General features: G+C 60.2%; 21 protein-coding genes. 11 read left to right on the top strand and 10 right to left on the bottom strand.

Annotated features, from left to right (window positions below):
• Positions 1-37: 37 nt before the first annotated feature.
• Together KYK33_RS08245 and ltaE are read left to right on the top strand one after the other, a co-directional pair.
• A complete protein-coding gene (locus KYK33_RS08245; protein ID WP_224432665.1) occupies positions 38-733 on the top strand; it encodes an SDR family oxidoreductase in 696 nt (231 codons plus the stop codon).
• A 317-nt stretch (positions 734-1,050) separates the two neighbouring features.
• The gene (ltaE, locus tag KYK33_RS08250; protein WP_224432666.1) at positions 1,051-2,070 is read left to right on the top strand and encodes a low-specificity L-threonine aldolase; all 1,020 of its coding nucleotides are present in this window, start codon (positions 1,051-1,053) and stop codon (positions 2,068-2,070) included.
• 93 nt (positions 2,071-2,163) lie between these two features.
• Here ltaE and asnB read toward each other — a convergent pair whose 3' ends face one another.
• From asnB to KYK33_RS08270, 4 genes are all read right to left on the bottom strand, one after another.
• The gene (asnB, locus tag KYK33_RS08255; RefSeq protein WP_042043709.1) at positions 2,164-3,828 is read right to left on the bottom strand and encodes an asparagine synthase B; all 1,665 of its coding nucleotides are present in this window, start codon (positions 3,826-3,828) and stop codon (positions 2,164-2,166) included.
• A 238-nt stretch (positions 3,829-4,066) separates the two neighbouring features.
• Positions 4,067-4,447, bottom strand: a complete 381-nt coding sequence (locus tag KYK33_RS08260) for a cupin domain-containing protein (RefSeq protein ID WP_224432667.1) — start codon at positions 4,445-4,447, stop codon at positions 4,067-4,069.
• Between the two features lie 228 nt (positions 4,448-4,675).
• Positions 4,676-6,280, bottom strand: a complete 1,605-nt coding sequence (locus KYK33_RS08265) for a cation:proton antiporter family protein (RefSeq protein ID WP_224432668.1) — start codon at positions 6,278-6,280, stop codon at positions 4,676-4,678.
• A 60-nt stretch (positions 6,281-6,340) separates the two neighbouring features.
• On the bottom strand, positions 6,341-7,090 hold the full coding sequence (locus KYK33_RS08270; protein ID WP_224432669.1) for an HAD-IIA family hydrolase: 750 nt from the start codon (positions 7,088-7,090) through the stop codon (positions 6,341-6,343).
• A gap of 214 nt (positions 7,091-7,304) precedes the next feature.
• Between KYK33_RS08270 and KYK33_RS08275 the strand changes: the two genes are divergently transcribed.
• Positions 7,305-8,324 carry an adenosine deaminase gene (locus tag KYK33_RS08275; protein ID WP_224432670.1) on the top strand — a complete coding sequence of 340 codons (1,020 nt, stop codon included), beginning with the start codon at positions 7,305-7,307 and terminating at the stop codon, positions 8,322-8,324.
• Between the two features lie 66 nt (positions 8,325-8,390).
• Here the strand turns inward: KYK33_RS08275 and KYK33_RS08280 are convergent, their stop codons facing one another.
• The 3 genes from KYK33_RS08280 to KYK33_RS08290 form a co-directional block, all read right to left on the bottom strand.
• On the bottom strand, positions 8,391-9,512 hold the full coding sequence (locus KYK33_RS08280; RefSeq protein ID WP_224432671.1) for an alkene reductase: 1,122 nt from the start codon (positions 9,510-9,512) through the stop codon (positions 8,391-8,393).
• Positions 9,513-10,010: 498 nt separating this feature from the next.
• Entirely contained in the window at positions 10,011-10,523 is a 513-nt protein-coding gene (locus KYK33_RS08285; protein WP_224432672.1) for a hypothetical protein, read from the bottom strand.
• Between the two features lie 376 nt (positions 10,524-10,899).
• A complete protein-coding gene (locus KYK33_RS08290) occupies positions 10,900-11,826 on the bottom strand; it encodes a cation diffusion facilitator family transporter (RefSeq protein ID WP_042043718.1) in 927 nt (308 codons plus the stop codon).
• 169 nt (positions 11,827-11,995) lie between these two features.
• Here KYK33_RS08290 and ydiJ point away from each other — a divergent pair, with 169 nt between their 5' ends.
• The 8 genes from ydiJ (at position 11,996) to KYK33_RS08330 (ending at position 21,778) form a co-directional block, all read left to right on the top strand.
• Entirely contained in the window at positions 11,996-15,055 is a 3,060-nt protein-coding gene (ydiJ, locus tag KYK33_RS08295; protein WP_224432673.1) for a D-2-hydroxyglutarate dehydrogenase YdiJ, read from the top strand.
• A complete protein-coding gene (locus KYK33_RS08300) occupies positions 15,055-15,543 on the top strand; it encodes a hypothetical protein (protein WP_224432674.1) in 489 nt (162 codons plus the stop codon). The genes ydiJ and KYK33_RS08300 overlap by 1 nt, the downstream gene beginning before the upstream one ends.
• 87 nt (positions 15,544-15,630) lie before the next feature.
• Positions 15,631-16,080 (top strand): hotdog fold thioesterase, encoded by a 450-nt coding sequence (locus KYK33_RS08305; RefSeq protein ID WP_042043722.1) that lies wholly within the window; start codon positions 15,631-15,633, stop codon positions 16,078-16,080.
• 192 nt (positions 16,081-16,272) lie between these two features.
• A complete protein-coding gene (locus KYK33_RS08310) occupies positions 16,273-18,156 on the top strand; it encodes a DEAD/DEAH box helicase (protein WP_042043723.1) in 1,884 nt (627 codons plus the stop codon).
• Positions 18,157-18,220: 64 nt separating this feature from the next.
• A complete protein-coding gene (locus KYK33_RS08315; RefSeq protein WP_224432977.1) occupies positions 18,221-18,406 on the top strand; it encodes a hypothetical protein in 186 nt (61 codons plus the stop codon).
• Positions 18,407-18,512: 106 nt separating this feature from the next.
• On the top strand, positions 18,513-19,721 hold the full coding sequence (locus KYK33_RS08320; RefSeq protein WP_224432675.1) for an MFS transporter: 1,209 nt from the start codon (positions 18,513-18,515) through the stop codon (positions 19,719-19,721).
• A gap of 182 nt (positions 19,722-19,903) precedes the next feature.
• Positions 19,904-21,166 (top strand): MFS transporter, encoded by a 1,263-nt coding sequence (locus tag KYK33_RS08325; protein WP_224432676.1) that lies wholly within the window; start codon positions 19,904-19,906, stop codon positions 21,164-21,166.
• Between the two features lie 129 nt (positions 21,167-21,295).
• Positions 21,296-21,778 (top strand): GNAT family N-acetyltransferase, encoded by a 483-nt coding sequence (locus KYK33_RS08330; protein WP_224432677.1) that lies wholly within the window; start codon positions 21,296-21,298, stop codon positions 21,776-21,778.
• A 96-nt stretch (positions 21,779-21,874) separates the two neighbouring features.
• On the opposite strand, the gene ahpF is transcribed toward KYK33_RS08330, so the two are convergent.
• From ahpF to KYK33_RS08345, 3 genes are all read right to left on the bottom strand, one after another.
• Positions 21,875-23,458: an alkyl hydroperoxide reductase subunit F gene (gene ahpF / locus KYK33_RS08335; protein WP_224432678.1), complete on the bottom strand. Its 1,584-nt coding sequence runs from the start codon at positions 23,456-23,458 to the stop codon at positions 21,875-21,877.
• A 142-nt stretch (positions 23,459-23,600) separates the two neighbouring features.
• Positions 23,601-24,167, bottom strand: coding sequence for an alkyl hydroperoxide reductase subunit C (gene ahpC / locus KYK33_RS08340; protein ID WP_017411392.1), 567 nt, complete (start codon positions 24,165-24,167; stop codon positions 23,601-23,603).
• A gap of 695 nt (positions 24,168-24,862) precedes the next feature.
• A complete protein-coding gene (locus tag KYK33_RS08345) occupies positions 24,863-25,327 on the bottom strand; it encodes a CBS domain-containing protein (RefSeq protein WP_224432679.1) in 465 nt (154 codons plus the stop codon).
• Between the last annotated feature and the right edge of the window lie 114 nt (positions 25,328-25,441).

Below are 25,441 nucleotides of genomic sequence, written 5' to 3' on the forward strand. Positions count from 1 at the left end.
TGAAAGCCAAGGGAAATCGACGAGCATGGGGTGGGTAATGGAATACCTTATCTTGGGAAGTGGTGGCCTGGGGACGGCCCTGGCCCTTGAATTGACGCGGCGCCATGAACCCTTCGTCCTGGCGGGGCGTCATGTGCCGCCTGGCATAGAGGCTGGCGCCACCTTTCCCATGCTGGATGTGGATCCCCTGGCGTTCGAGGCCCTGTTCACCCTCTTTGACAGGTTGCCGAATGTCATCATCAACACCATAGGAGTGCTCCATGATCTGCACTTCATGCCGGAGCGCCGGGTAGAGGAGGTCGATCCCCGCTGGTTGTGCGAGAGTGTGCGCACCAATGCCTGGCCAACCCTGGCGCTGGGCGCTTATTTGAGCCAGCGCATGATGGCAGAGAGCGATTGCCTGCTCATCACCCTCTCGGATCTCGAAGGCAGCCTGACCGCCAACCAGCAAGGAGAACACTACAGCTATCGGATGAGCAAGGCGGCCCTCAACATGGGGGTCAAGACGCTAGCGCTTGAGTGGCGCGAGCGCTTCCCCCGGGCGGCGGTGGTGGCGCTGCACCCAGGCCCCATGCATACCCCCCTGCGCGATCCTCTGTTGACCATGCCGCCTGCCGAGACGGTGCGTCCCCCCGCCGAGGTTGCGCCACTGCTGCTCGATGCCATTCGCACACTGGGGCCGGCGCACTCGGGCCAGCTTCAGGATCTGGCCGGGTATCACCTGCCCTGGTAGTAGGGTTTCCATCTGCAGAGTGAATGCGGTTCATCGGGGCGACAGGCCGGTGCTGGCCGGGAATCACCTGCCCTGGTAATAGGGTTTCCATCTGCAGAGTGAATGCGGTTCATCGGGGCGACAGGCCGGTGCTGGCCGGGAATCACCTGCCCTGGTAATAGGGTTTCCATCTGCAGAGTGAAAATGGTTCATCGGGGCGACAGGCCGGTGCTGGTCGGGTATCACCTGCCCTGGTAGTAGGGCTTTCATAGGCCATCCTCCTTGCCAAACAGGGCTCAGCTGGCTTAACGTCAGGCTCTTGCCATTGGAGGGACAGGATGCGCTACATCGATCTACGAAGTGATACGGTAACCCAACCGACAGACGCCATGCGTCAAGTCATGCTGCACGCCCAGGTGGGCGATGATGTCTATGGCGAGGATCCCGCCGTCAATGCCCTGGAGGCCTATGCCGCCACCCGTCTGGGTAAGGAGGCCGCGCTCTTTGTACCCTCGGGCACCATGTCCAACCTGATCGGGGTGTTGTCTCACTGCCAACGGGGCGAAGAGGCCTTGCTTGGCAATGGCGCTCACATCTATCGCTATGAGGCCATGGGCAGTGCCGTGCTGGGGTCGGTGGCGCTCAATCCCGTGCCCATGCAGGCAGACGGCACCCTGGCGTTCAGCGATCTCAAACAGGCCATCAAGCCCGATGACCCCCATTTCGCCCAGGCGCGGCTGCTCTGCCTCGAAAATACCCACAATGGCAAGGTGCTGCCCCTGAATTACCTGCATCAGGCCCGTGACTTTGCCGATGAACATGGTCTCAAGCTGCATCTGGATGGTGCCCGTGTTGCCAACGCCGCCGTGGCAAGCGGGGTCTCCCTTGCTGAGATTGCCGCCCCCTTTGATAGCGTCTCGCTCTGCCTGTCCAAAGGGTTGGGGGCACCGGTGGGATCGGTATTGGTGGGGGATGGCGCCTTGATCCAGCGCGCCAGACGGTTGCGCAAGATGGTGGGGGGTGGCATGCGTCAGGCTGGTTTCCTCGCCGCCGCCGGCCAGTTTGCCCTGGAGCACCAGTGCGCGCGTCTCGCAGACGATCATCGCCGGGCTCGCCGTTTGGCCGAGGGGCTGGCCGGGCTGCCCGGTATCAAGCTGGATGTGAGCCAGGTGCAGACCAATATGCTGTTCTTGCAGCTCACCCAGGGAGACAGCAGCGCGCTGCTGGCCTTCATGAAGGAGCGCGGCATCCTCTTCTCCGGCTATGGCGAGATGCGGCTGGTGACCCATTTGCAGATAACCGACGATGATGTGGCCGAGGTGATCGACTCCTTCAGCGAGTATTGTCAGGGGCGCTAGGCTGGGTCAGGGCTCCCGCTTCATCAAACGGGAGCCATAAAAAAACGCAGCCTTGGCTGCGCTTTTTCGTTATCGGGGCGGATAGGCACCGGCTTAGTAAGCCTGTTGATGCACATCCAGCACGGCGCGACCGGACGGGTCGGCCATCTCTTTGAACTTGGCATCCCACTCAAGCGCCGTGGGGGTGGAGCAGGCGACCGACTTGCCGTAAGGCACACAGCGCGCGGCAGATTCGAGGGGGAAGTGCTCCTCGAAGATGCTGCGGTAGTAGTAGGCCTCCTTGGTGAGCGGGGTGTTGATGGGGAAGCGATACGCCGCCGCCTCGAACATCTGATCCGTCACCTCGATCTCGACCATGGCCTTGAGGCTGTCTATCCAGGAGTAACCCACACCGTCTGAGAACTGCTCCTTCTGGCGCCATGCCACTTCGTGGGGCAACAGCTCCTCGAAGGCTTGGCGCAAGATGTGTTTCTCGATCTTGCCGTTGCCACACATCTTGGCGGCAGGATTGATGCGCATCGCCACGTCCATGAACTCCTTGTCGAGGAAGGGCACGCGGCCTTCCACGCCCCAGGCGGCCATGGACTTGTTGGCGCGCAGGCAATCGTACAGATGCAGGGCATCGAGCTTGCGCACCGTCTCTTCGTGAAACTCTTTGGCGTTTGGCGCCTTGTGGAAATAGAGGTAACCGCCGAACAGTTCGTCCGATCCCTCTCCCGACAGCACCATCTTGATACCCATCGCCTTGATGTAACGGGCCATCAGATACATGGGGGTCGAGGCACGAATGGTGGTGACGTCATAGGTCTCGAGGTGATAGATGACGTCCCGCAGGGCATCGAGTCCCTCTTGCACCGTGAAGTGGATCTGGTGATGAATGGTGCCCAGATGATCGGCCACCTTCTGGGCGGCGGCCAAGTCTGGCGAGCCTTCCAGGCCGACGGCGAAGGAGTGCAACTGGGGCCACCAGGCCTCGCTCTTGCCATCGTCTTCGATGCGACGGGCGGCATAAATTTTGGTGATGGCCGAGATGACCGAGGAGTCCAACCCGCCGGAGAGCAGTACGCCGTAGGGGACGTCACACATCAGCTGGCGCTTGACGGCCGCTTCCAGGGCGGCACGCAGCTCCTCTACCGAGGCAGGATTGTCCTTGACGACGTCAAACTCGCGCCAGTCGCGCTGATAGTATTGGGTCAGCTCGCCATCCTTGCTCCACAGATAGTGTCCGGGCGGGAACTCTTCCACGCTCTTGCACACGGGAACCAGGGCCTTCATCTCGGAGGCGACATAGAAGTTGCCATGTTCATCGCGGCCGGTATAGAGGGGGATGATCCCCATGTGGTCGCGACCAATCAGGTAGGCATCCTGCTCGGCGTCATAGAGGATGAAGGCGAAGATGCCGTTGAGATCATCCAGGAAGGCGGGGCCCTTCTCCTGGTAGAGCGCGAGCAATACCTCACAGTCAGACTTGGTCTGGAACTGGAAGTCCACCTTGAGCTCTTTCTCCAGCTCCTTGTGGTTGTAGATCTCGCCGTTGACGGCCAGCACGTGGCTGCGCGCCGGGTTGTAGAGGGGTTGGGCGCCATTGCCCGGATCGACGATGGCCAGCCGCTCGTGGACCAGAATGGCTTTGTCTGAGCTGTAGACGCCGGACCAGTCGGGTCCGCGATGACGTAGTCGCTTGGACATTTCAAGCGCCGATTTACGCAAGCTGGCTGCGTCAGACTTGATGTCCAGAATGCCGAATATTGAACACATTGATGTAAATCCTCTTTGATTTTATTGAGCCCCCCACGTTTGGGCTCGAAATTCCATTTACATTCCTCGCCTTTCACAATGCCTAGCGCCAAAACCTTTTGCAAGCGGCAACACCGCACAAAATCAGGGCTCTGGCCGCTTTCTCCATGAGCCGCGAACCTGACCTTGGCGTCAAGTTGGTTGACGTGTACGTCACCCTGCTGGATTTCGCTGTCCCTGACGCCATTTCACCGCTCGCTTATTGGGGGGCTGACCCACCCGCTGGCTCGAAGATCACATAGAGCTTGCGGCAAGGGGTCAGGGTCTCCCACTCTCCGACGAAGCCAGCCGGAATGACGAACTGATCCCCCGGGGAGAGGCGCAGTTGGCCGCCCAGGGTGTCGTGGATGCACACCTCCCCTTCGATCAGCTGACAGTACTCATGCTCGGTATAGTGAATGGCCCAGCGGCCCGGCTCACAGGACCAGAAGCCGACGTGAAACTGCTGGCTCGGATCCGAGTAGTGGTTCCAGAGTGTCTGCTCAGGGTGACCGGCTTTGATTTTGTCCCTTGAGGGGACAAGGGAGGAGGGGGTGACGCTCTGGCGGTCGAGCAGGGTCCAATCTTTCAGGCTCAGCATGAAACCCCCTTGGCAGGGGATTGAGGCTGAGTGCGGGCTTGCATGGCACACGCATTGGCAACCTGTTCAGGTTGATCGAGGGGCTGCATGGCACAGCTATTGGCAGAGTGTCTGGATAGAGCGAGGGTCAGCATTGTGCCTCCTTGGCAGTGACTCGGGTCTATGGCGGTGGCTAGCAGGGGCCATCCTGGCCCCTTGTTCGTTTTATTTAACAGTTGGAAAGGTAAACTAAACGATCGAGCGCGCCTTGCCAAGATCCTCAGGTCCTTTTACCCCCTTGATGACATGGCGGGCGAAGCCGCTGCCAGCCTCGTCATAGACGTTGAACACCGCATCCACCCCCTGTTCGCGCAAGGATTCGATATCGTCCTCGAAGCGGACGATGGCGGCTATCTGGCCGGTGAAGCCATGGCTGCGCAGCTTCTCGATGGCATAGAGGTTGCCCGAATGGCGGGGCATGGCCAGCAGCACCAGATTGATCTGGTTGGAGATGAGCACCTTGTCCCAGAAGTCGGTATCGGTCGCATCGCCCTCGATGACGTTCATGTTGCGCTCGCGCAGGGCCGGCAGCTTGCTGGCGTCATTCTCTACCCCCAGGATGACGGGGCCATATTTGTGTTCCAGTTCGAAGTAGGCGCCCTGGCCGATGCGCCCCATGCCGAGGATGATCACCTCGGCATCGCCGAGTTCAATGGGTCTGTCTTCCGGATGCAGTTCCCGGGCCTGCAAGCCGCGCAGCCAGTTGCCGAGTCTGTGATAGATGCGTTCACTCTGGCTGTTGAGGGGGGCCGAGATCATGAAGCTGGCCGCCAGTGCCAGCGACAGCGCAATCAGCCACTCATGGGAGAGCCAGCCCGCCTTGGCGGCGATGGCGGCCACGATGAGGCCGAATTCGGAGAAGTTGGTCAGCGCCAGGGTAGAGAGCAGCACGGTACGCACCCTCAGGTGGGCACCGCTGTAGACCAGATAGTAGAGCGCGCTCTTGAATGGCAGGGCCAGTACCAGGGCAAAGGCTATCCACATGGCGTCCTGGGTCGGCAGACCGTTGAGGCCAATGGTCAGGAAGAAGCAGATGAGGAAGAGATCTTTCAAGTTGAACAGCGCCTTGGCAAGGCCCGCCGCGGCCGGGTGGGAGGCCAGCATCATGCCGATGATCAGCGCCCCCAGATCTGGCTTGAGTCCAACCGCCTCGAAACCGGCGGCGCCCACTACCAGGGCCAGGAAGATGCCAAGTAGCACCTGTAACTCTCCATGACCTGCCCGCTCCAGCAATTTGCAAAGCAGGGGGCGCAGCAGAGGCAGCCCCAGCACCCAGAGCGCCCAGATGCTCGGCAGCTTGCCACTGGAGATGGCGAGAAAGGCGACGGCGAAAATGTCCTGCATCACCAGCACGCCGATGGCGAGGCGTGCATAGAGGGCATTCATGTCGCTGCGCTCCTCGAGCACCTTGACCGCGAACACAGTGCTGGAAAATGACAGGGCAAAGCCCAGCAACACGGCGAGCTGCCAGCCAAGGGACATGGCCAGGGCCATGCCCAGCCCCTTGCACACCAGGAGTACCAGGGTGAACAGCAAGGTGGAGAGCAGTATGTGCAGGCTGGCGGTACCCCAGACATCACGGCGCAGCAGGGTGCGCACATTCAGCTTGAGCCCTATGGTGAACAGCAGCAGCGTGACCCCGAGATCTGCCAGCTCACTCAGGGCCGGGCTGTTTTCATAGCCCATGCCGTTGAGGATGAAGCCGGCGGCGAGAAAGCCGAGCAGGGGAGGCAGGCCTATCAGGTTGACCAGCATGCCGCAGGCGAAAGCCACGGCGATCAGTACAGGTTCCATACAATTACCATTTTCCGGGCGGCGCCCTTGACTCTGTACGCTGGGCCGCCGCCAACTACCTCAAATGATGTCGATATCGGCCACGGAGTTGAAAATGTGGTTGGGGCTAAACGGCATCTGATCGATGTCGGCCACCTTGCTCACCCCGGACAGGACCAGCACGGTTTCCAGTCCCGCCTGGAAGCCGGCCAGGATATCGGTACGCAGGTTGTCGCCGATGATGATGGTGTTATCCGAATGGGCTTCCATCCGGTTGAGTGCCGCGCGGATGATCCAGGCGCTCGGCTTGCCGACATAGAAGGGCTTCTTGCCAGTCATGCGCTCTATGGGGGCACAGAGGGCGCCGCAGGCTGGATGCATCATGGGGCCATGGGTGTCAGGGTTGGTGGCGATGAAGCGGGCACCTTGCGCCACGAACTTGGCGCCCAGTTGCATCATGGACCAGTTGTAGTTGCGGGTTTCGCCCACCACCACGAAGTCGGGGTCGATGTCGGTGATGGTGAAGCCCGCCTTGTAAAGTTCGTGAGTCAGCGCCCCTTCGCCTATCACATAGGCCTTCTTGCCATCCTGGCGCTTGAGGAAATCGGCGGTGCCCATGGCGGAGGTATAGAAGCTCTCTTCGGGCACGTCGATGCCGGCGGAGCGGAAGCGATTCTGCAGATCTTTCTGGGTCTGGGCCGGATAGTTGGTGAGGAACAGGAGTTTGCTGCCCTGCTCCAGCAGGCGATGGACGAAGTGATCGGCCCCCGGGATGAGATCGTTGTTGTGCAATATGACACCGTCGATATCACAGATGACGTTTTTCTTCATGTAAACTCCTTGCAGGGGCAGAGATGAGGCACAGACATTCTTAAATGTCTTCAATCGGTTATCTTTTTTGTGCCGCCATTATATGCCCCTTTGATGACAAGGTGTGACAGCAATTGCGCCAAGCTGCCTCCGCTGTTGTCTGTGTCGCTGGCCGGGCAGCCATGGCACCTAATGAAACCTGACCAGCCACTACTTTACTCAAGGACGTAACATCATGGATGACTTCATCACGGGCTTGCCCAAGCTGGAACTGCATCTGCACCTGGAAGGCACCCTGGAGCCCGCCCTGATGCTGCGTCTGGCGGCGCGCAATGGCTTGACCCTGCCCTGGACCGAGGCGGCCACTCTGAAGGCTGCCTATCAGTTCGACGGCTTGCAATCCTTCCTCGACCTCTACTATCAGGGCTGCGATGTGTTGCGCCAGGAGCAGGATTTCTTCGATCTCACCTGGGCTTATCTGCAGCGTTGTGCGAGTGAGCAGGTGGTGCATGTCGAGGTGTTCTTCGATCCTCAGGCGCACACCAGCAGGGGTGTACCATTCGAGACGGTGCTGGCGGGGATAGAGGCGGCGTTGTTGCGTGGTGAGGGCGAACTGGGCATCAGTTACCGGCTCATCATGAGTTTTCTGCGCCACCTCGGGGAGGAGGCGGCCTTGACGGCTCTGGCCGAGGCCGACCCCTGGCTGGACAGGATCCATGGGATCGGGCTCGATTCATCCGAGCTGGGGTATCCGCCTGAGCAGTTCACCCGCCTGTTTGCCCGTGCCAAGGCGCTGGGACTGGGGCTGGTGGCCCACGCCGGGGAGGAGGGGCCGGCAGACTACATCTGGCAGGCCATCCGTCAGCTCGGGGTGCGGCGCATCGACCACGGGGTACGCTGCGCCGACGATCCCGACTTGTTGCGTTTTCTGGCCGACACCCGGTTGCCCCTCACGGTTTGCCCACTCTCCAATGTGCGGCTCGGGGTCTTCCCCACCATGGCGAACCACAATGTGTTGACCCTGCTCGAGCAAGGGCTCTGCGTCACCATCAACTCGGACGATCCCGCCTACTTCGGGGGCTATATGGACGCCAACATGCGCGCCCTGGTCGAGGCGCTTGGTGCCAGCCGCGAGCAGCTGTGTCGTCTCAGTCTGAACGCGGTGGAGGCGAGCTGGCTCAATCTGGCAGCCAAGGCGCGGCTGACTCGCAGCATCCTCGGCTATGCCGCTTGCCAGGGGGTCAGTCTGAGCTGAGGCCCGGGTGAGGGGAAAATGGCATAACGAAGAGGGCCCCGCGGGGCCCTCTGCTATTTGAGTATGTTAAGCGGGCTGCGGCTCAGCCTGCGGGCCGTAGACGGGATAGTCGGTGAGGCCCTGCTCGGCGCCACCAAACAGGGTGGCGGGATCGTGGGGCGTCCAGGGATAACCGTGGCGCAGCCGGGTCGGCAAGTCAGGATTGGCCACGAAGGGTCGCCCGAAGCCTATCATATCGGCCCAGCCCTCGTGGATGGCGGCCCGTGCCCGTGCACCATCGTACTTGCCCGCATAGATGAGGGTGTTGGGGAAGGCGGCCCTGAGTCCCTGTTTGAAATCGACGGGCATCAGGGGAGCGTCTTCCCAGTCAGCTTCGGCGATGTGCAGATAGCTGACATTCAGCTCCCCCAGCAGGGTCGCGGCGGCAAGATAGGTCGCTTGCGGATTGGCATCGACGGTGCCGTTGAGGGTGGTGAGCGGCGCAAGACGCACCCCAACCCGATCGGCACCTATCTCGGCACAGACTGCCTCGGTTACCTCCTTGAGGAAACGCAGACGGTTCTCAAGGGAGCCGCCGTAACCGTCGGTGCGGTCATTGGACTCGGAGTCGAGGAACTGGTTGATGAGATAGCCGTTGGCGGCGTGCAACTCTATGCCGTCAAAGCCAGCCAGCATGGCATTGCGAGCACCCTGGCGGAACTGGCCGACCACGGCATCTATGTCATCCTGCGTCATGGCGCGGGGCAGGGCACTCTCGACAAAGCCGGGGTTATCGCTGCCGTTGTCGACAAACACCTTGACCCCGGCCGCGCGGATGGCGGAAGCCGAGATGGGCTGGGCGCCGCCAATATTATCCGGATGAGTCACCCGACCCACGTGCCAGAGCTGGGCGAACATGACCCCTCCCTTGGCATGTACGGCGTCGGTGACCTGTCTCCAGCCAGCAATTTGCTCTGGGCTATAGATGCCAGGAGTCCAGGCGTAGCCTTTGCCAAGGGGATCTATCTGGGTGCCCTCGCTAATGATGAGACCCGCCTCGGCACGCTGGGCGTAATAGGTCGCCATCATGGCGTTGGCCACATCTCCCGGTTGGCTGGCGCGGGAGCGGGTCATGGGGGGCATGACGATACGGTTGTTCAGGTGCAACTGGCCGAGGCGCAGCGGACAAAACAGGGGATCGTGGCTCATTCGGGTGTCCTCATCGGGTGAATGGGGCCACTCTAGCGCGGCATATCATTGAGATAAACCAGCATATTTTCAAAAGAGTGCTGCGTTTAAGACAATAATAGGGGTCGAGAATGGGAGCCGTGATAGCGCATGATCCCAGAGCGCGAGCGCTTCATCATCGTCTGGTATGAATAAGCGTGGAGTCTTTATTAATTATTTATATGGGCAGAGCTCAATGTAACAACCGGTACCCATTCACATAGAAGACTATATTGGCGCCGGGTATTGCATTCAGCGTTGGAATACACTCCCTGATACAGGCAGTGTTGATCTGCATCAATTAAACCCATGAAAAGATATTCTTAATCATGCAGGAGTATGTTTCCCGGTGTCATTATATTCCGTCTCTCTCAATGAGGATGACAGTGAGGAGTGAAAAAGGGAGGCAATGCCTCCCATGTTGTGAGCCAACCAGCCCGATGCTGCGTGTCCGCCTCACACTCGGGCACCGTGGCTGACTCAGGACCCGGTCGAGGCGGCGCCCTGCACATGACCCTGCTTGTCGCTCAGGCAGGACCAGGGCGCCTGGCTACCTGGAACCTCAATGGTGACACCCACTCCTGCTTCGGAGTCCAGTACCTCGAGCACATTGAGCTTGCTGACGGCTGTCCCAGTCTTGCTTGCGACGGCCTTCAGACAGGCGGTCTCGGCGGCGCTGGCTCTATTGGCTGGGGCAGCTTGCCCTGCTGCTGCAGTCGGCTGGCAGACGCCCGAGCCTTGCTTGCTGGTGTAAGAGACATCGTACTGGCCCCCGGTGTTGCTGATGGAGAGGGTGACTCCCGCGCCCTTGGCCTCATAGAAGTTGTCGTTGAACTTCTTGAGCTTGGCCTCCTTGCCATTGATATAGACGGGACCACCCTCATCGCTGTGCATCTGTATCTTACCCGGGCACTCGTAATTAAGCTGGGGAAGGGCAGCACTGGCCGTGCCCGCCATGGTCAATGCGAATACTGTGATCAACACCTTTTTCATGGGACTTACCTTAACTGTTTAACAAAGTGGAATAAGTGTATTTGTTTTTATTGTTTGGTGGATAACAACATCACTGTATTTCGGCGCGTAGTCTGCCGTTTGTCCTTGGCGAAAATAAATAGCTGGCCTACTTAATTTTAGCAACGAAATTTTCGAAAATTTTTGTGCTGCTGAAAATGGTTATTGATTCAAGGGACTCGACAAACGGTTTTCCCTGTCAATGGTTTAAAGATTAAAAAAACAGAGCAATAACGGGCAGGAGAGGGGCGGCGAGCGTGACGCTAGGCGAGGCAGCGGGCTGCAGGAGGCCCTGTTTGGGACATTTGTCACGCGGGGCGACGGGGCCCCGCGTTGCATCAGGATGGCAAGCGCTGGATCAGAGCCAGCGTTTCTCGCGAGTGAAGCAGACCGAGAGCCAGGCATCCCCCAGGGTATCGCCCAGGCGGGACCAGAGCTCCTGGCGCAGGGCATCCTGGCGCTCTATGGGCCACTCCTGATCCGGGGCCACCAGTATGTTCAATTCGAGATCGAAGCGGCGGCCGCTCTTGGCCAGATGGCTGTAACACTCGATCCCATGGCGCTGGCGCAGGGCGTCTATCTCGCGCTCGACCCGCGCCGAGACATCCCCCTTGGGGGCGATTTTCAACACTTCCCGCAGGTTGCGACCGAGCACCTTGATGGGGATCAGGGTGGCGCACAGGGCGAGCAGGGTGACCAGCACGGGGTCTATGTAGCGGTTGTAGTGGCCATAACCGAGGGCGTCGAGGCCGATGGCGACCACGAAACCGATGAGCAGGGTGGCGCTGAGCAGGGTATCGACCAGCCACTCCTTGGAGTCGACCCGCACCAGTTCGGAATCGACGCGCTCGGCCACCGCCGCCTCGACGCGGTAAATGATGGCGCAGAAGAAGGTGCAGACGGCGGCATAGATGAGGGCGTGACCGAGGTCTATCTCCCGTCCCCCTTCCATCAGGGAGGTGATGCCGCTATGGAGAGCGCCGAGACAGAGCAGCAAGATGATGGTGCCGTTGATGACGTTGGTGATGGGCTCGAAATGGGCGTAGCCGTACTGGAAGCGCGCGTCGGAGGGGCGGGTCACCAGGTAGGCGGTGATTAACCCTAAGCCCGTCATACCCATGCTGAACAGGGTGAAGATGCCGTCGAGCATGATGGCGTTGGAACCGGCGAACAGGCCATAGCCGATCCCGAAGATGGCGAAGCTGATGCAGCCAAACAGTGACAGGGTCAGCGCCTGTTTCTCGGTGGTGATAAACGTACTGATAACATGGCTGAGGTGAGCCATAACAATCCTCCTTTCAAATGGTGAATATTGCCGATCGCAAGCGGTTTTCTTGCTGATATACTGGCCGCCACATGTGAGCTGACCGCCCACGACTCGGCCAACGCAGCCGTGTCGGGCCGTCGTAGTCGCCGGTATGCCGGCATCAAGCAATGGAAGGCAACAAGGATTCATGATCCCGAGACTCGATTACCAGGACAGTTTGTCACCCACAACCCTGCAGTTTCTTGAGTTGCTAGGGCGAAGCGCATTTCGTGGTGATATCGAAAAGTCTTATGCAAGCCGGTTGGCGATGGCGACGGATAACAGCGTCTATCAGGTAGTACCTCAGGCGGTTCTCTATCCGCGCAGCGCGGATGATATTGCAGTCATGCTCACGCTGGCTCAGGGGCCAGAGTATGCCACCTTGAGTTTTTTCCCTCGCGGCGGCGGCACCGGCACCAATGGCCAGTCCCTGGGCGGCGGCATTATCGTCGATCTCTCCCGCCATATGAACCAGATCATGGAAATTAATCTGGAGCAGGGTTGGGTGCGCGCCCAGGCCGGGGTGGTGAAGGATCAGCTCAACGCCTACCTCAAACCCCACGGCTACTTCTTCTCGCCGGATCTCTCCACCTCCAACCGCGCTACCTTGGGAGGCATGGTCAACACCGATGCGTCCGGTCAGGGGTCGCTGGTCTACGGCAAGACCTCGGATCACGTGCTGGGGCTCAAGGCCGTGCTGGAAAACGGCGACATCATGGCCAGTGAGCCCGTCACGGGAGCCCGCCTCGCCGACAAGCTGGCCCTCGAGAGCCGCGAGGGGGAGATCTATCGCACCCTCTATCGCATCGGCCGCGAGCGCCGCGCCGACATAGAGGCCATCTTCCCCAAGCTCAACCGCTTTTTGACCGGTTACGATCTCAAGCATCTTTATACCCCTGAGACAGATACCCTGGACGTCAGTCGGGTACTGTGCGGCTCTGAAGGGTCGCTCGGCTTTATCACCGAGGCTCGCCTCAACATCACCCCCATTCCCCGCTATCGCACCCTGGTCAACGTCAAGTACGACAGCTTCCCGTCGGCCCTGCGCAATGCCCCCTTTATGGTGGCGGCCCATGCCCTGTCGGTGGAAACCGTGGACTCACGGGTGCTGGGGCTGGCTCGCGCCGACATCATCTGGCACTCGGTGAAAGACCTCATTCAGGACGTGCCCGGCAAGGATCTGCAGGGGCTCAACATCGTCGAGTTTGCCGACACCGACGAGGGCGAGCACCAGATCAAGGTGACCGAGCTGTGCCGCCGCATCGATGAGCTGCTGGCCAAAGGGGAGGCGGGCATCATCGGCTATCAGCTGTGCGACCACCTGCCGAGCATCGAGACCATCTACGGCATGCGCAAAAAATCGGTGGGGCTGCTTGGCAACGCCGAGGGGCGCAAGAAGCCGGTGGCTTTCACCGAAGACACCGCCGTGCCGCCGGAATCCCTGGCGGACTTCATCATGGAGTTTCGCGCCCTGCTCGATGGTCATGGCCTCGATTACGGCATGTTTGGCCACGTCGATGCGGGGGTGCTGCACGTGCGCCCGGCCCTGGACTTGTGCGACCCCGAACAGGAAGTGCTGCTGCGCCGCATCTCCGATCAGGTGGTGGCGCTCACCGCCAAATATGGCGGCCTGATGTGGGGGGAGCACGGCAAGGGCTTTCGCTCCGAATACAGCCCCGCCTTCTTCGGCGAGCTGTGGGAGGAGCTGCAGCGGGTGAAGGGGGCCTTCGATCCCGCCAACCGCCTCAACCCCGGCAAGATCTGCATCCCTTATGGCAGCGGCGCTTCGCTTGTGTCGGTGGATGGGCCCAAGCGCGGCAAGTTCGACCGCCAGATCCCGATTGCGGTGCGGGAGAGCTACACCCGCGCCATGGATTGCAACGGCAACGGTCTCTGCTTCACCTTCGAGACCGACTCCCCCATGTGTCCCTCGGTGAAGATCAGCCGCGATCGCCGCCACTCGCCCAAAGGGCGGGCGGGCTTGATGCGCGAATGGCTGCGCCAGCTGGCGCAGCAGGGCTTCGATCCCCTCGCGCAAGAGGTGGCGCTGCAAAGCGGTGGCTTGTCTATCAAGGCCATCATCGACAAGACGCGCAACACCCTAGCCCGCGCTCGTGGCCAGTATGACTTTTCCCACGAGGTGATGGAGGCGATGGAGGGGTGCCTGGCCTGCAAGGCATGCACCAGCCAGTGCCCCATCAAGGTGGATGTGCCGAGCTTTCGGGCTCGTTTCATTCAGCTCTACCACGCGCGCTACCTGCGCGGCCCCAAGGATTACTTCGTCGGCACCGTCGAGAGCTACACCCCCTGGCTGGCCAAGGTGCCGAAATTGGTCAACTTCTTCCTGGAGAAGGAGTGGGCTCAGCGTCTGAGTGCCAAGAGCATCGGCATGGTGGATGTGCCGCTGCTGAGTGTCCCGACCCTGAACGAGGCGCTGCGCGACGACCGTGCCCGCTACTTCGACCTGGCCGGACTGGAAGCCATGAGCCCCGAGCAGCGCCAAAAAGTGGTGCTCATAGTGCAGGATCCCTTCACCAGTTATTACGATGCCCCCGTGGTGCGCGACTTGGTCCGACTGGTGACCAAGCTCGGCTATCAGCCCTATCTGCTGCCCTTCTTGCCCAACGGCAAGCCTCAGCATGTGAAAGGTTTCTTGCGCGCCTTCGCCCGTACCGCGGCCAACAGCGCCCAATTCCTCAACAGCCTGGCCCGTCTCGATGTGCCTCTGGTGGGGGTCGATCCCTCACTGGTACTCTGCTACCGCGATGAGTATGTGAAGGCGCTGGGTACTGCCCGTGGCGACTTCCAGGTGCTGCTGCCCCAGGAGTGGTTATTGTCCATCCCTGCGCCGCAGCCCAAGGCGTCCGAGGAGACGACGGCGGCTGAACCTTGGTATCTGTTTGCCCACTGCACCGAAAAGACCGCCAAGCCCACGACCCATGGCGATTGGGGCACCCTGTTTGACCGCTTTGGCGCCCGCCTGCAGCCCGTGTCGGTGGGCTGTTGCGGCATGGCCGGCACCTATGGTCACGATGCCAAACAGGTGGACAACTCCAAGGGGATCTACGCCTTGAGCTGGGCCGAGCCGCTCTCTCGCCTACCCAAGGGCCGCTGTCTGGCCACGGGCTACTCATGTCGCAGCCAGGTGAAACGGATGGAGGGGGAGAAACTCAAACATCCACTGCAGGCGCTTTTGGAATTACTTTGATGCTGAGCTTGCCCAAGCGGTTTCGGGTGCCGCAAGCCTTGCGGCACCCGGATTTTCTGTTGTTACCGGTCAACCCGGCTCAGGCTGTGGTGGAGTTTGTGGCCATGTTGCGCGAGCGGGAGCAGTTGCATCAGCTGTTTCGCCCCCAGGATATCTGGCCTTCCGCCCAGTTCAGCCTCGGCCAGCATGAGGAGGATCTGACCTGGCAGCAATCGGAGTTCCTGGCCAAGCGCTCCTTCGCCTATGGCCTCTGGAGCCCGAGTCGGGAGCCCGAGTTCTGGGGCGGCGTCTATCTCTACCCCTCGGTGCTGCCGGAGGTGGAGGTGGAGCTCTTCTTCTGGAAGGTGGCCGAGGCGCCCCTCGCTGACGCCGTGCTGGAGGCCGAGCTACGTGCCTGGCTGGGCAAGGTGTGGCAGTGGCACCATCCCCGTTTGCCAGGGCGAGACGTTGCCTGGTCTGACTGGCCCGGCATCAGTTACCCCTGGTAAGGCGGATGCCGACCCGCTCAGACAGGGGGCATCCGTCATCTTGTTTCCCCCATGAGGTCCACCCTCATTTAAGGAGATCTGCATTTCATGAACGACGATAAAGCCGCCATCTGGCAACAGCCCCTAAGTTTGGCGCGGCTCAACGCGACATCGGCCAACACTCTGATGGCTCATCTTGATATTCAGTATTCTGATTTCGGGCCCGACTGGCTGGAAGCGACCATGCCTGTGGACGCGCGCACCCATCAGCCCTTTGGCATGTTGCACGGTGGCGCCTCTGTGGTCTTGGCGGAGAGTCTGGGATCGGTGGCGGCCAATATGTCGGTTGGCAGCGACAGTTATTGCGTCGGTCTGGAGATAAATGCCAATCATCTGCGTGCCAAGCGGGAAGGGAGAGTGACGGGGCGCTGCTCGCCGTTGCACCTGGGCGCGACGACTCAGGTGTGGCAGATAGAAATTCGGGATGAAAGGGCACGTTTACTCTGTACAAGCCGTTTAACGGTTGCCGTGCTCAAACACAAGCGGGACAAGGGCTAGCGAGCATTGCGATCCGCCATCACGCACCATGGCTGAAAAATAAGCAAGCCATAGTCGCAAGATCCCTCTATAATTGCCAACGTCTTGAGAGGCCTATCACATTTTTCAAGACAGCAGAACAAAGTGGCGCTATAATCGCCGCCTTTTGCTATTCCGCGGTGTTTAGCCGCCTGCCTTAATCTGGAAGAATCTATGTCTGATACCGAACAACTGCCCCTTTTTAGTGAGCTTGGACTGGCCGCGCCTGTATTGAAAGCGCTGCAGGACGTGGGCTATGAGCGCCCGTCACCAATCCAGGCCGCAGCAATCCCCCACCTGATGGCGGGACACGATCTGCTGGGGCAGGCGCAAACCGGTACAGGGAAGACCGCTGCTTTTGCTTTGCCTTTGCTCTCTCGTCTGGAAGCTGGTAACCGCAACACCCAGGTTTTGGTGCTGGCACCGACTCGTGAACTGGCGCTGCAGGTTGCAGAAGCGTGCCAACGCTATGCCCACCACATGCCTGATTTCCACGTACTGCCCATCTACGGTGGTTCCTCCTACGAAACCCAGACCCGCGCCCTGCGTCGTGGTGCTCAGGTGGTCGTGGGTACCCCGGGTCGCGTGATGGATCTTATTCGCCGCAAGAACCTGGACCTCTCCGGCCTGAAAGCACTGGTACTGGACGAAGCCGATGAAATGCTGCGCATGGGCTTCATCGACGACGTGGACTGGATCATGGATCAGTGCCCGGCCGGTCGCCAGGTTGCGCTGTTCTCTGCCACCATGCCAGATCAGATCCGTCGCGTTGCCCAGAAGCACCTGAAGCAACCCAAAGAGATCAAGATCGTCTCCAAGACCTCCACTGCACCGACCATTCGTCAGCGCTACTGGCAGGTAACCGGTCTGCACAAGCTGGACGCCATGACCCGTCTGCTGGAAGTCGAGCCCTATGAGGCTGTTCTGGTGTTTGTTCGCACCAAGAACGCTGCCGAAGAGCTGGCTGGCAAGCTGGCCGCCCGTGGCCACGCCTGTGAAGCCCTGCACGGTGACATTCCGCAGAAACTGCGTGAGCGTACCGTCGACAAGCTGCGTCAAGGCCAGCTGGACATCCTGATCGCCACCGACGTCGTCGCTCGTGGTCTGGACGTTGAGCGTATCACCCACGTGGTGAACTACGACATCCCTTACGATACCGAATCCTACGTGCACCGTATCGGCCGTACTGGCCGTGCCGGTCGTAAAGGCGAAGCCATCCTGTTCGTGGCTCCGCGCGAGCGCCGTATGCTGCGCGCCATCGAGCACGCAACGCGTCAGGCCATCGAGCCGATGAAGATGCCGAGCACCGATGACATCAACCAGCATCGCATGACCAAGTTCAAAGAGCGCATCCGGGAAACCATGATGGGCGAAGAGCTTGAGCTGTACCACAACCTGGTCAACGAGCTGATCCAGGAAGACTCTGTCGATCCGCTGGAACTGGCTGCCGCACTGGCCAAGCTGGTACAGGGCGACCAACCGCTGCTGCTGGATGACTCCATCCCTGAGCCGCAGTTCAATGCTGGCAGCGGTCGTGACTTCGAGCGTCGTGACGGTGGCCGTGATTTCGGCAACCGTGATGGTGGTGACCGTGGCGATCGTCCTGCCCGTCGCATGCCGTCCCTGGAGCCGCGTCCGCTCAAAGACAACCCGGATGTGGAGATGGAGCGCTACCGTGTAGACGTGGGTGCCCATCACGGCGTCAAGCCGGGTCAAATCGTCGGTGCCATCGCCAACGAAGCGAACATCGAGAGCCGTTTCATCGGTAACATCGACATCGCCGATGACTTCTCCACCGTCGACCTGCCCAAGGGCATGACCGCCGATGTACTGGAAGTGATCAAGAAGGCCCGTGTTTGCCAGCGTCCGCTGCAGATCACTCGCTATACCGAAGTGCCTGCCGGCAGCAACACAGCGCCACGCCCGCAGCGCAGCGACCGCCCTTTCAACAAGGATCGTCGTCCAGCCGGTGACCGCCCGTTCAACAAGGGTGGAGAGCGCCGTGAAGGTGGCTTCAATAAAGATCGTAAATTTGCTGGTAAGCGCCGCGATAGCTAAGCGCTGACACCATGCCAAGAGGCCGCTCATCGAGCGGCCTTTTTTATGTCTGTTTGCCCCCGAGCTGGCCAGTGGCGAGGTGATCAGGGTGCTCCCCGAGTGGCAGCTTCCCCGCCTCTCATTGTGGGCGTTGTTTCCTGCGGGTCGTCAGTCAAGCGCCAAGTCCCGCGCGTTTGTGGCATTCGTGGCCGCCTTGGCTGGCCTTCAGCGGACAGCCGGCAAGGGACAGGGCCATTCCTCGGTGGAATAAGTGTTATGGCGATCACTCGTCTACCGGAGTCTCTTGGCCATCGTTATGCTCTCTTCATCAGGTTTGTGCGCGCCACGGGGTGCCCATCATCTACCAGGAGAGTGTCATGACATCATCGCCATCAAGCCGGTCGACAACCTTGCCCAAGGTTGCCATCAGCCGCTCGCTTATCTTCGCCATGGCGCTCTCCTGTGGCCTGGCCGTCGCCAATATCTATTACAACCAGCCGATGCTGGAGGTGATGGCACGGGATTTCCCCGATCAGCCTGCTATTCCCATGATTGCCATGCTGACTCAGCTGGGCTATGCCGCCGGCTTGCTGTTTCTGGTGCCACTGGGGGATGTACTTGAGCGCCGCTGGCTCATCGTGGGGCAGTTTGGGCTGATTGCAGTCGCCTCGGTGATGGCCGCGATGGCGACGGGGGCCGTCGGATTGATGGTGGCGTCAGTGATACTCGGGGTGGGGGCGACGGCGGCCCAGCAGATAGTGCCGGTCGCGGCGGCGCTGGCCGACCCAGCCAGGCGGGGGGCCATTGTCGGCACCGTGATGAGCGGGCTGTTAAGCGGCATCCTTTTGAGTCGTACCCTGGCGGGTTTCATTACCGCTTACGCCAGCTGGCGCGCCATGTTCTGGCTGGGGGCGCCGCTTGCCCTGCTGGGGGCTGTGCTGATGACGAGGATGATCCCCTTGCATCTGCCTCGCTCCACCATGAGCTATGGACGTTTGCTGCGTTCACTGAGTGTCCTGTGGCGGGAGGAGCCCGCTCTGCGCAGGGCTAGCCTGATCCAGGCGCTGCTGTTTGGCTCGTTCAGCGCATTCTGGACGGTGCTGGCATTCTATCTTGCCCATTCCGAGTACCGTCTCGGGGCTGAGGCAGCCGGTCTGTTCGGGGTGATCGGCATCGTCGGCGTGCTGGCCGCGCCGCTTGCTGGGCGGATGGCGGACAGAGTAGGCGCTAAGCCCGTGGTGCTGGCGGGGGCGCTGCTGGTGGTACTGGCATGGGGCCTCTTTGAGGCATGGCACTCGCTGTTTGGGTTGGCGATGGGGGTTATCTTGCTGGATCTGGGGGTACAGAGTGCCTTGATCGCCAATCAGCACCTGATCTATGGACTGAGGGGCGAGGCGAGAGGCAGGATCAATACCCTGTTCATGGTGGCGATGTTCCTGGGGGGCACCCTGGGCTCCAGCGGTGCCATGCTGGCCTGGCAGCAGGCGGGTTGGATGGGGGTGGGCTGCCTTGGCTTCGGGTTGGCACTGCTGGCCTTGCTCTATGGGGTCATGACCAAGGGGATCTCCCCCTCGACCAGCGTCTGAAACAGGCGGTGCTGGCAACGAAGCCGCGGACGAGCTTGTCTCTGCCCATGGACAGATTATCCGGGGGCTGAGTTAACCATGGCGGCCGTTCAACCGAGCTGGGTGGCGCCGTGCGGGTTGAAGCCTGCGCCATTTATCCGTAGCCTGTGTGGTTCTGGCTTGAAAATGAGGGTGGCCTGTTTATGGTGGCAACGCGGTTGCAAGGGGTGATTTCCCCGCTGATCAGTCTGGTGATCTTCATTCTGGGTCATGGCTTGATGAGCACACTGCTGACGGTACGGCTCTCGGCCGAGCAGGTGGATGCGCAGGCCATAGGATTGGTGTCCGGCGCCTATTTCGCCGGACTGGTGCTCGGTTCCTTCGCCAATGCCCGCCTCATCATCAGGGTGGGCCATATCCGTGCCTACGCCGCCTATGCCTCCCTTATCTGCACCCTGACCATACTGCATGGCCTCATTGTCGATCCCTGGGTCTGGGCCGGACTCAGGCTGCTGGGAGGCTTTGCCACCGGCGGCCTGTTTGTGGTGCTCGAATCCTGGATGCTGGTCTCCAGCACCCCGGCCAACCGGGGCAAGCTGATGTCCCTCTACATGATATTGCTCTATGGCGCCTTGGCGGCGGGTCAGCTGTTGCTCAAGGTCATCGATCCCATGATGTTGGTGCCCTTCGCCCTGTGCGCCATGGGCGCTTCCCTCTCCGTGATCCCGCTTGCTCTCTCCCGGGTGGCCATGCCAGCCATGATCCAGCCCCAGAAGGTGGGCTTTCTCGAGTTGTTCCGCCTCACCCCGGCGGGCATGTGGAGCAGCATGACCTCGGGTCTCATTCTGGGGGCCATCTATGGGTTGCTGCCGCTGTTTTTCACCGACAGTGGCTATCCCATCGAACGGGTTGCCAACATGATGGCCGTGGTGATCCTGGGGGGCATGTGCCTGCAGTACCCCATAGGCCGCATATCGGACCGTTTCGATCGGCGACTCATCATCGGGGTCCTTGCCGCCTTGCTCTCCGTCATCGCCTTGCTGATGGTGATACTGCCAGCCCCGCAGCCTCAGTGGCTGATGACCGGGCTCATCTTCCTGTTTGGGGGCCTGGCGTTCTCCATCTACCCTCTGAGCCTCAGTCATGCCTGTGATGAGCTCAAGCCGGATCAGGTACTCAGTGCCAACCAGGGGTTGCTGCTCGCCTATAGCCTGGGAGCCATGATAGGACCCGTCTTGGCGCCGACTGCCATCCACCTGTTTGGCCCGCAAGGGTTGTTTGCCTACTTCTGCCTCTGTGGTGCGCTGTTGACGCTGTTTCTGATATGGCGCCAGCGGGTGCGAGCACCGGTTCCCCTGGCGGAGCACCAGCAGTTTATGCCGGTGCCACCCAATACACCCATGAGCGCCGAGCTCGAGCCCAGACCCGATGTGGAGCTGGCCGAGCCCCATGGGCAGACGAGTTAGCCGGACGTTGACAGGGCGTCTGGCTCAGAACCGAGCAGTGACACAGAGGGGGAGGGATCCTGATGCCACGGGGGAACCCAGGCACAAGAGAGGCTAACAGATGGCGAACAGATCATGGAGGAGTCCATTATGAAGACCGAGCTGGTGGCCATGAGCCAGGCTTATTATGAGCGCTATGTGGCGCAATCCTGGCGTGATTACGCCGAGGAGAATGTGGCGACCGGCCGTTGGCCACTGGTGGGGGCGCTCGCACGCGCCCAGGCCGAATACGAGGCACTGCTGCCTCAAGGGTTGGAGACTGCCGATCATCGCTTGTTCGAAATCCTCGACGGGGAAGGAGAGACGGTGGGGGGACTCTGGTTTGCCCTGCGGGGATCCGGGGAGACTCGCACTGGCTTCGTCTTCGACATCACCATCTTGCCCCAAGCCAGGCGTCTTGGGCATGGTCAGCGAGCCTTCGAGTTGCTCGAACCTCTGGCCCGCGACTTGGGGCTGATTAGCATTGGGTTGAATGTGTTCGCCAACAATCCAGCGGCTTTGGCCCTCTATCGCAGATTGGGTTATGAGGTGACCAATATCGCCATGAGCAAGCGGCTCAGCCCGCGCGGTTGACAGGGGCGCTGCCATCATGGGGTCGGCAACGTTGTCCGACAATGGAAATAAAAAAACCGGTGCCAAGGCACCGGTTTGCGATCAGGTTGGCGGGGCTTAGGCCAGAGCGGACTCAGCCTGCTGCACCTGAGTGGGCTCAGGCGTGCGGATGAGGTAATCAAAGGCCCCCAATGCGGCGGTGGCGCCGGCACCCATGGAGATGATGATCTGCTTGAACGGCACCGTGGTGGCGTCGCCCGCGGCGTAGACGCCGGGCAGGGAGGTCGCGCCCTTGGCGTCGATCTCTATCTCGCCGAAACGAGTCAGTGCCACTTCGCTCCCTTTCAGGAACTCGGTGTTTGGCACCAGCCCGATCTGCACGAAGATACCAGCCACCGCAAGGTGCTTGATTTCGCCCGTGGTGCGGTCTTCGTAATCCATGCCGACTACCTTGCTGCCGTCACCGATCACTTCCGTGGTGCGGGCACTCATGATGATGTCGATGTTGCCCATGGAGCGGGCTTTTTTCTGCAGCACGTCGTCGGCGCGCAGGGTGTCGGCGAACTCCACCACGGTAACGTGTTCGACGATGCCGGCCAGGTCGATGGCCGCTTCGATGCCGGAGTTACCGCCACCTATGACCGCCACCCGCTTGCCTTTGAAGAAGGGGCCGTCGCAGTGGGGGCAGTAGGCCACGCCCTTGGTGCGGTACTCGAGCTCGCCCGGCACGTTCAGATCGCGCCAGCGGGCGCCGGTCGCCAGGATCACGGCGCGGCTCTTCAAGGTGGCACCGGAGGCGAGCTCCAGGTTCACATAGCCGTCTTTGCTGATGGCGGCGGCACGCTGCTCGGTGATGAGCTCAACGCCATACTGCTTGACGTGCTGCTCCAGGCTGGCGGCCAGCTTGGGGCCCTCGGTGTAGGGCACGGAGATGAAGTTCTCGATGCCGACGGTGTCCATCACCTGGCCACCGAAACGCTCGGCGACGATGGCGGTGCGGATCCCCTTGCGGGCGGCATAGATGGCGGCAGCAGCGCCAGCCGGGCCACCGCCCACCACCAGCACGTCATAGGGGGCCTTTTCGTTGAGTTCTTCGGCCTTGCGCTCGGCCGCGCCGGTATCGAGCTTGGCGACTATCTCTTCCAGCGAGATGCGGCCCTGGCTGAACGGCTGACCGTTCATATAGACGTTCGGCACCGCCATGATCTGACGCTCGTTCACCTCGTCCTGGAACAGTGCACCGTCGATCATGGTGTGGGTGATGCCGGGGTTCAGGGTGGCCATCAGGTTCAGGGCCTGCACCACGTCCGGGCAGTTGTGGCAGGAGAGGGAGATATAGGTCTCGAAGTGGAACTCGCCCTTCAGGTTCTTGACCTGCTCCAGCACGGCCGGATCGGCCTTGGAGGGGTGGCCGCCGCTTTGCAGCAGGGCGAGCACCAGGGAGGTAAATTCATGACCCATGGGGATGCCGGCAAAATGCACGCGCGGTGCCTGGCCTTGTGGCGCCACGCTCATGGAAGGCTTGCGAGTAGCAGTGCCATCGGTCATGGAAATCTTGGGGGACATCTCGCTGATTTCCTGGCCTAAGGCCAGCAGCTCTGCGGATTTGTCACTGTCATTGCCGGACACGCTGATCTCGATGGGATTGACGATGTACTGCAAGTAACCGTTGAGTTGTTGTTTGAGGTTGGTATCTAACATGGTCGAATTCCTTCTTACTGATTGCGGGTCGGCGCCATTACTGAAAACAGAAAGTACGGGATACAGAAAACACCGAATGCAGAAAGCACTGGGCCAGAAAGCAGACCGGCCCTTGAGTGGGCCGGTCTTGGAGGAGGGAGGCTTAGATTTTGCCTACCAGATCCAGGGACGGGGCCAGGGTGGCATCGCCTTCTTTCCACTTGGCCGGGCACACTTCACCCGGGTGGGAAGCAACGTACTGGGCAGCTTTGACTTTGCGCAGCAGTTCCAGGGCGTCACGGCCGATGCCACCAGCGTTGATTTCAACGATCTGGATGATGCCCTGCGGGTCGATCACGAAGGTGCCACGGTCAGCCAGGCCAGCTTCTTCGATCATCACGCCGAAGTTGCGGGTGATGGCGCCAGTCGGGTCACCAATCATCGGATACTGGATCTTCTGAATGGTGTCGGAGGTGTCATGCCACGCTTTGTGCGTGAAGTGAGTGTCGGTGGAGACAGAGTAGATCTCGACGCCCAGCTTCTTGAATTCGGCGTAGTTGTCAGCCAGGTCACCCAGCTCGGTCGGGCAAACGAAAGTGAAGTCAGCCGGGTAGAAGAACACCACGGACCACTTGCCTTTCAAATCAGCGTCGGAGACCTGAACGAATTTGCCATTGTGGTAGGCGGTAGCGTTGAACGGCTTGATTTCAGTATTGATATAGGTAGACATCTATTTGCTCCTGTGTGTCCCTGGGGCAACGATTTGCGACCCTGGGTTAGTTGACTGGGATGATGATAGGGCCATTCCCCAATCGGTTAAAGCGGCAATTATGAATCGGACAAATCTGTTTTTTAGATTAACCGTCTTGCCTGTACCCAGGATGAATATACCGATCAATTTAGAATAAACATATGTTTTATAAAGATAAGGCAGATGTTCAATCCATCTTTCTCTCATGTCGGAGGGGAATGGTGAGGTGGGCGTGATGTCGCGCCGGGAAGAGCGGTTGGATGAGCAGCGGTAGAGGTTTGCTGAGGAGGGCTGCCTCAGCGGGTGCGAGTCAATGCCGGCATCGATCCTGTCGCTGGCAAAGGGTCTGGCGATACGGCAGGGGGAGGGGAGATAAAAAAATCCCGGCGCCAGGGCCGGGGTATCAAAACAAAGGAATGGCAATAAAAATAAAGACTCACTACGGGGTGTGCAAACTTGCAGACAATGAGAAAACGCTAGGGTGGTTGCACGCGCCACTGGCATTCTCTCGGCAAACATTGCAGGGGAGGAATAATAGTGTGATCCATGTCACGCTGCAACCCCATTATGTTCTTTTTATATCAAATATGTGCGTCACTAAGGCCTTTGTGGCGAAATGATCGTCAAATTTGGTGTGTTTTGTAGTTTTATTACCAAATTATGGGGCGATTGACTCAGTGATCGTCAGTGGTATCCCCGATGGGGGAGGGATCGCGATCTTCCATCAGCTCCAGCAAGTTGATCGCCACCGTGATCATATCCGACTCGGTGACGATGCCGATCAGCTCTCCCTTGTCTTGTACCGGCAGGCAGCCATAGCGATGCCGTTGCAGATACAGGGCAGCCTCTTTGATGCCGGCACGGGGGCTGACGGTCGAAACCTTGCGGGTCATGATCTCCTCGAGGCGCACGCTGTCGGTAAATTCGGCCTCCCGCTCAGGGTCAATCAGCAACAGTTTGGATTCGCGGGTCGCCAGTATGTCGGTGAGGGTGACCAGGCCCAGCAACTGTTGCTGCTCATTGACGATGGGGATATGGCGGATCCGCTCCTGCTGCATCAGATCCATTGCCTGTTTGACGCTGTTGTTCGGCCCCAGGGTGAAGGGCTGCTCTGTCATTATCTCGCTCAGGGTCATCATGCAAACCTCCTTGGGGCCAACCTTGTGTGGTTCACTTCACCCTAGCCCAGTGCCGAGGGGCGAAACATGATCGGAGTCAAGGGGAAAGGCGATAGCCGAATTAACGGTTCCTGG

Origin of the sequence: Aeromonas rivuli, assembly GCF_020149575.1 — a bacterium.
Taxonomy (GTDB): domain Bacteria; phylum Pseudomonadota; class Gammaproteobacteria; order Enterobacterales; family Aeromonadaceae; genus Aeromonas; species Aeromonas rivuli.

Bases quoted from the DNA above. Each gene is read 5' to 3' on its own strand.
- KYK33_RS08265 (WP_224432668.1), bottom strand. From the start codon at position 6,280: ATGGAACCTGTACTGATCGCCGTGGCTTTCGCCTGCGGCATGCTGGTC.
- KYK33_RS08325 (WP_224432676.1), top strand. From the start codon at position 19,904: ATGGTGGCAACGCGGTTGCAAGGGGTGATTTCCCCGCTGATCAGTCTG.
- KYK33_RS08245 (WP_224432665.1), top strand. From the start codon at position 38: ATGGAATACCTTATCTTGGGAAGTGGTGGCCTGGGGACGGCCCTGGCC.
- KYK33_RS08270 (WP_224432669.1), bottom strand. From the start codon at position 7,090: ATGAAGAAAAACGTCATCTGTGATATCGACGGTGTCATATTGCACAAC.
- ahpC (WP_017411392.1), bottom strand. From the start codon at position 24,167: ATGTCTACCTATATCAATACTGAAATCAAGCCGTTCAACGCTACCGCC.
- KYK33_RS08300 (WP_224432674.1), top strand. From the start codon at position 15,055: ATGCTGAGCTTGCCCAAGCGGTTTCGGGTGCCGCAAGCCTTGCGGCAC.
- ydiJ (WP_224432673.1), top strand. From the start codon at position 11,996: ATGATCCCGAGACTCGATTACCAGGACAGTTTGTCACCCACAACCCTG.
- KYK33_RS08280 (WP_224432671.1), bottom strand. From the start codon at position 9,512: ATGAGCCACGATCCCCTGTTTTGTCCGCTGCGCCTCGGCCAGTTGCAC.
- KYK33_RS08305 (WP_042043722.1), top strand. From the start codon at position 15,631: ATGAACGACGATAAAGCCGCCATCTGGCAACAGCCCCTAAGTTTGGCG.
- KYK33_RS08330 (WP_224432677.1), top strand. From the start codon at position 21,296: ATGAAGACCGAGCTGGTGGCCATGAGCCAGGCTTATTATGAGCGCTAT.
- KYK33_RS08345 (WP_224432679.1), bottom strand. From the start codon at position 25,327: ATGATGACCCTGAGCGAGATAATGACAGAGCAGCCCTTCACCCTGGGG.
- KYK33_RS08275 (WP_224432670.1), top strand. From the start codon at position 7,305: ATGGATGACTTCATCACGGGCTTGCCCAAGCTGGAACTGCATCTGCAC.
- KYK33_RS08320 (WP_224432675.1), top strand. From the start codon at position 18,513: ATGACATCATCGCCATCAAGCCGGTCGACAACCTTGCCCAAGGTTGCC.
- KYK33_RS08285 (WP_224432672.1), bottom strand. From the start codon at position 10,523: ATGAAAAAGGTGTTGATCACAGTATTCGCATTGACCATGGCGGGCACG.
- KYK33_RS08310 (WP_042043723.1), top strand. From the start codon at position 16,273: ATGTCTGATACCGAACAACTGCCCCTTTTTAGTGAGCTTGGACTGGCC.
- ahpF (WP_224432678.1), bottom strand. From the start codon at position 23,458: ATGTTAGATACCAACCTCAAACAACAACTCAACGGTTACTTGCAGTAC.
- asnB (WP_042043709.1), bottom strand. From the start codon at position 3,828: ATGTGTTCAATATTCGGCATTCTGGACATCAAGTCTGACGCAGCCAGC.
- KYK33_RS08260 (WP_224432667.1), bottom strand. From the start codon at position 4,447: ATGCTGAGCCTGAAAGATTGGACCCTGCTCGACCGCCAGAGCGTCACC.
- ltaE (WP_224432666.1), top strand. From the start codon at position 1,051: ATGCGCTACATCGATCTACGAAGTGATACGGTAACCCAACCGACAGAC.
- KYK33_RS08290 (WP_042043718.1), bottom strand. From the start codon at position 11,826: ATGGCTCACCTCAGCCATGTTATCAGTACGTTTATCACCACCGAGAAA.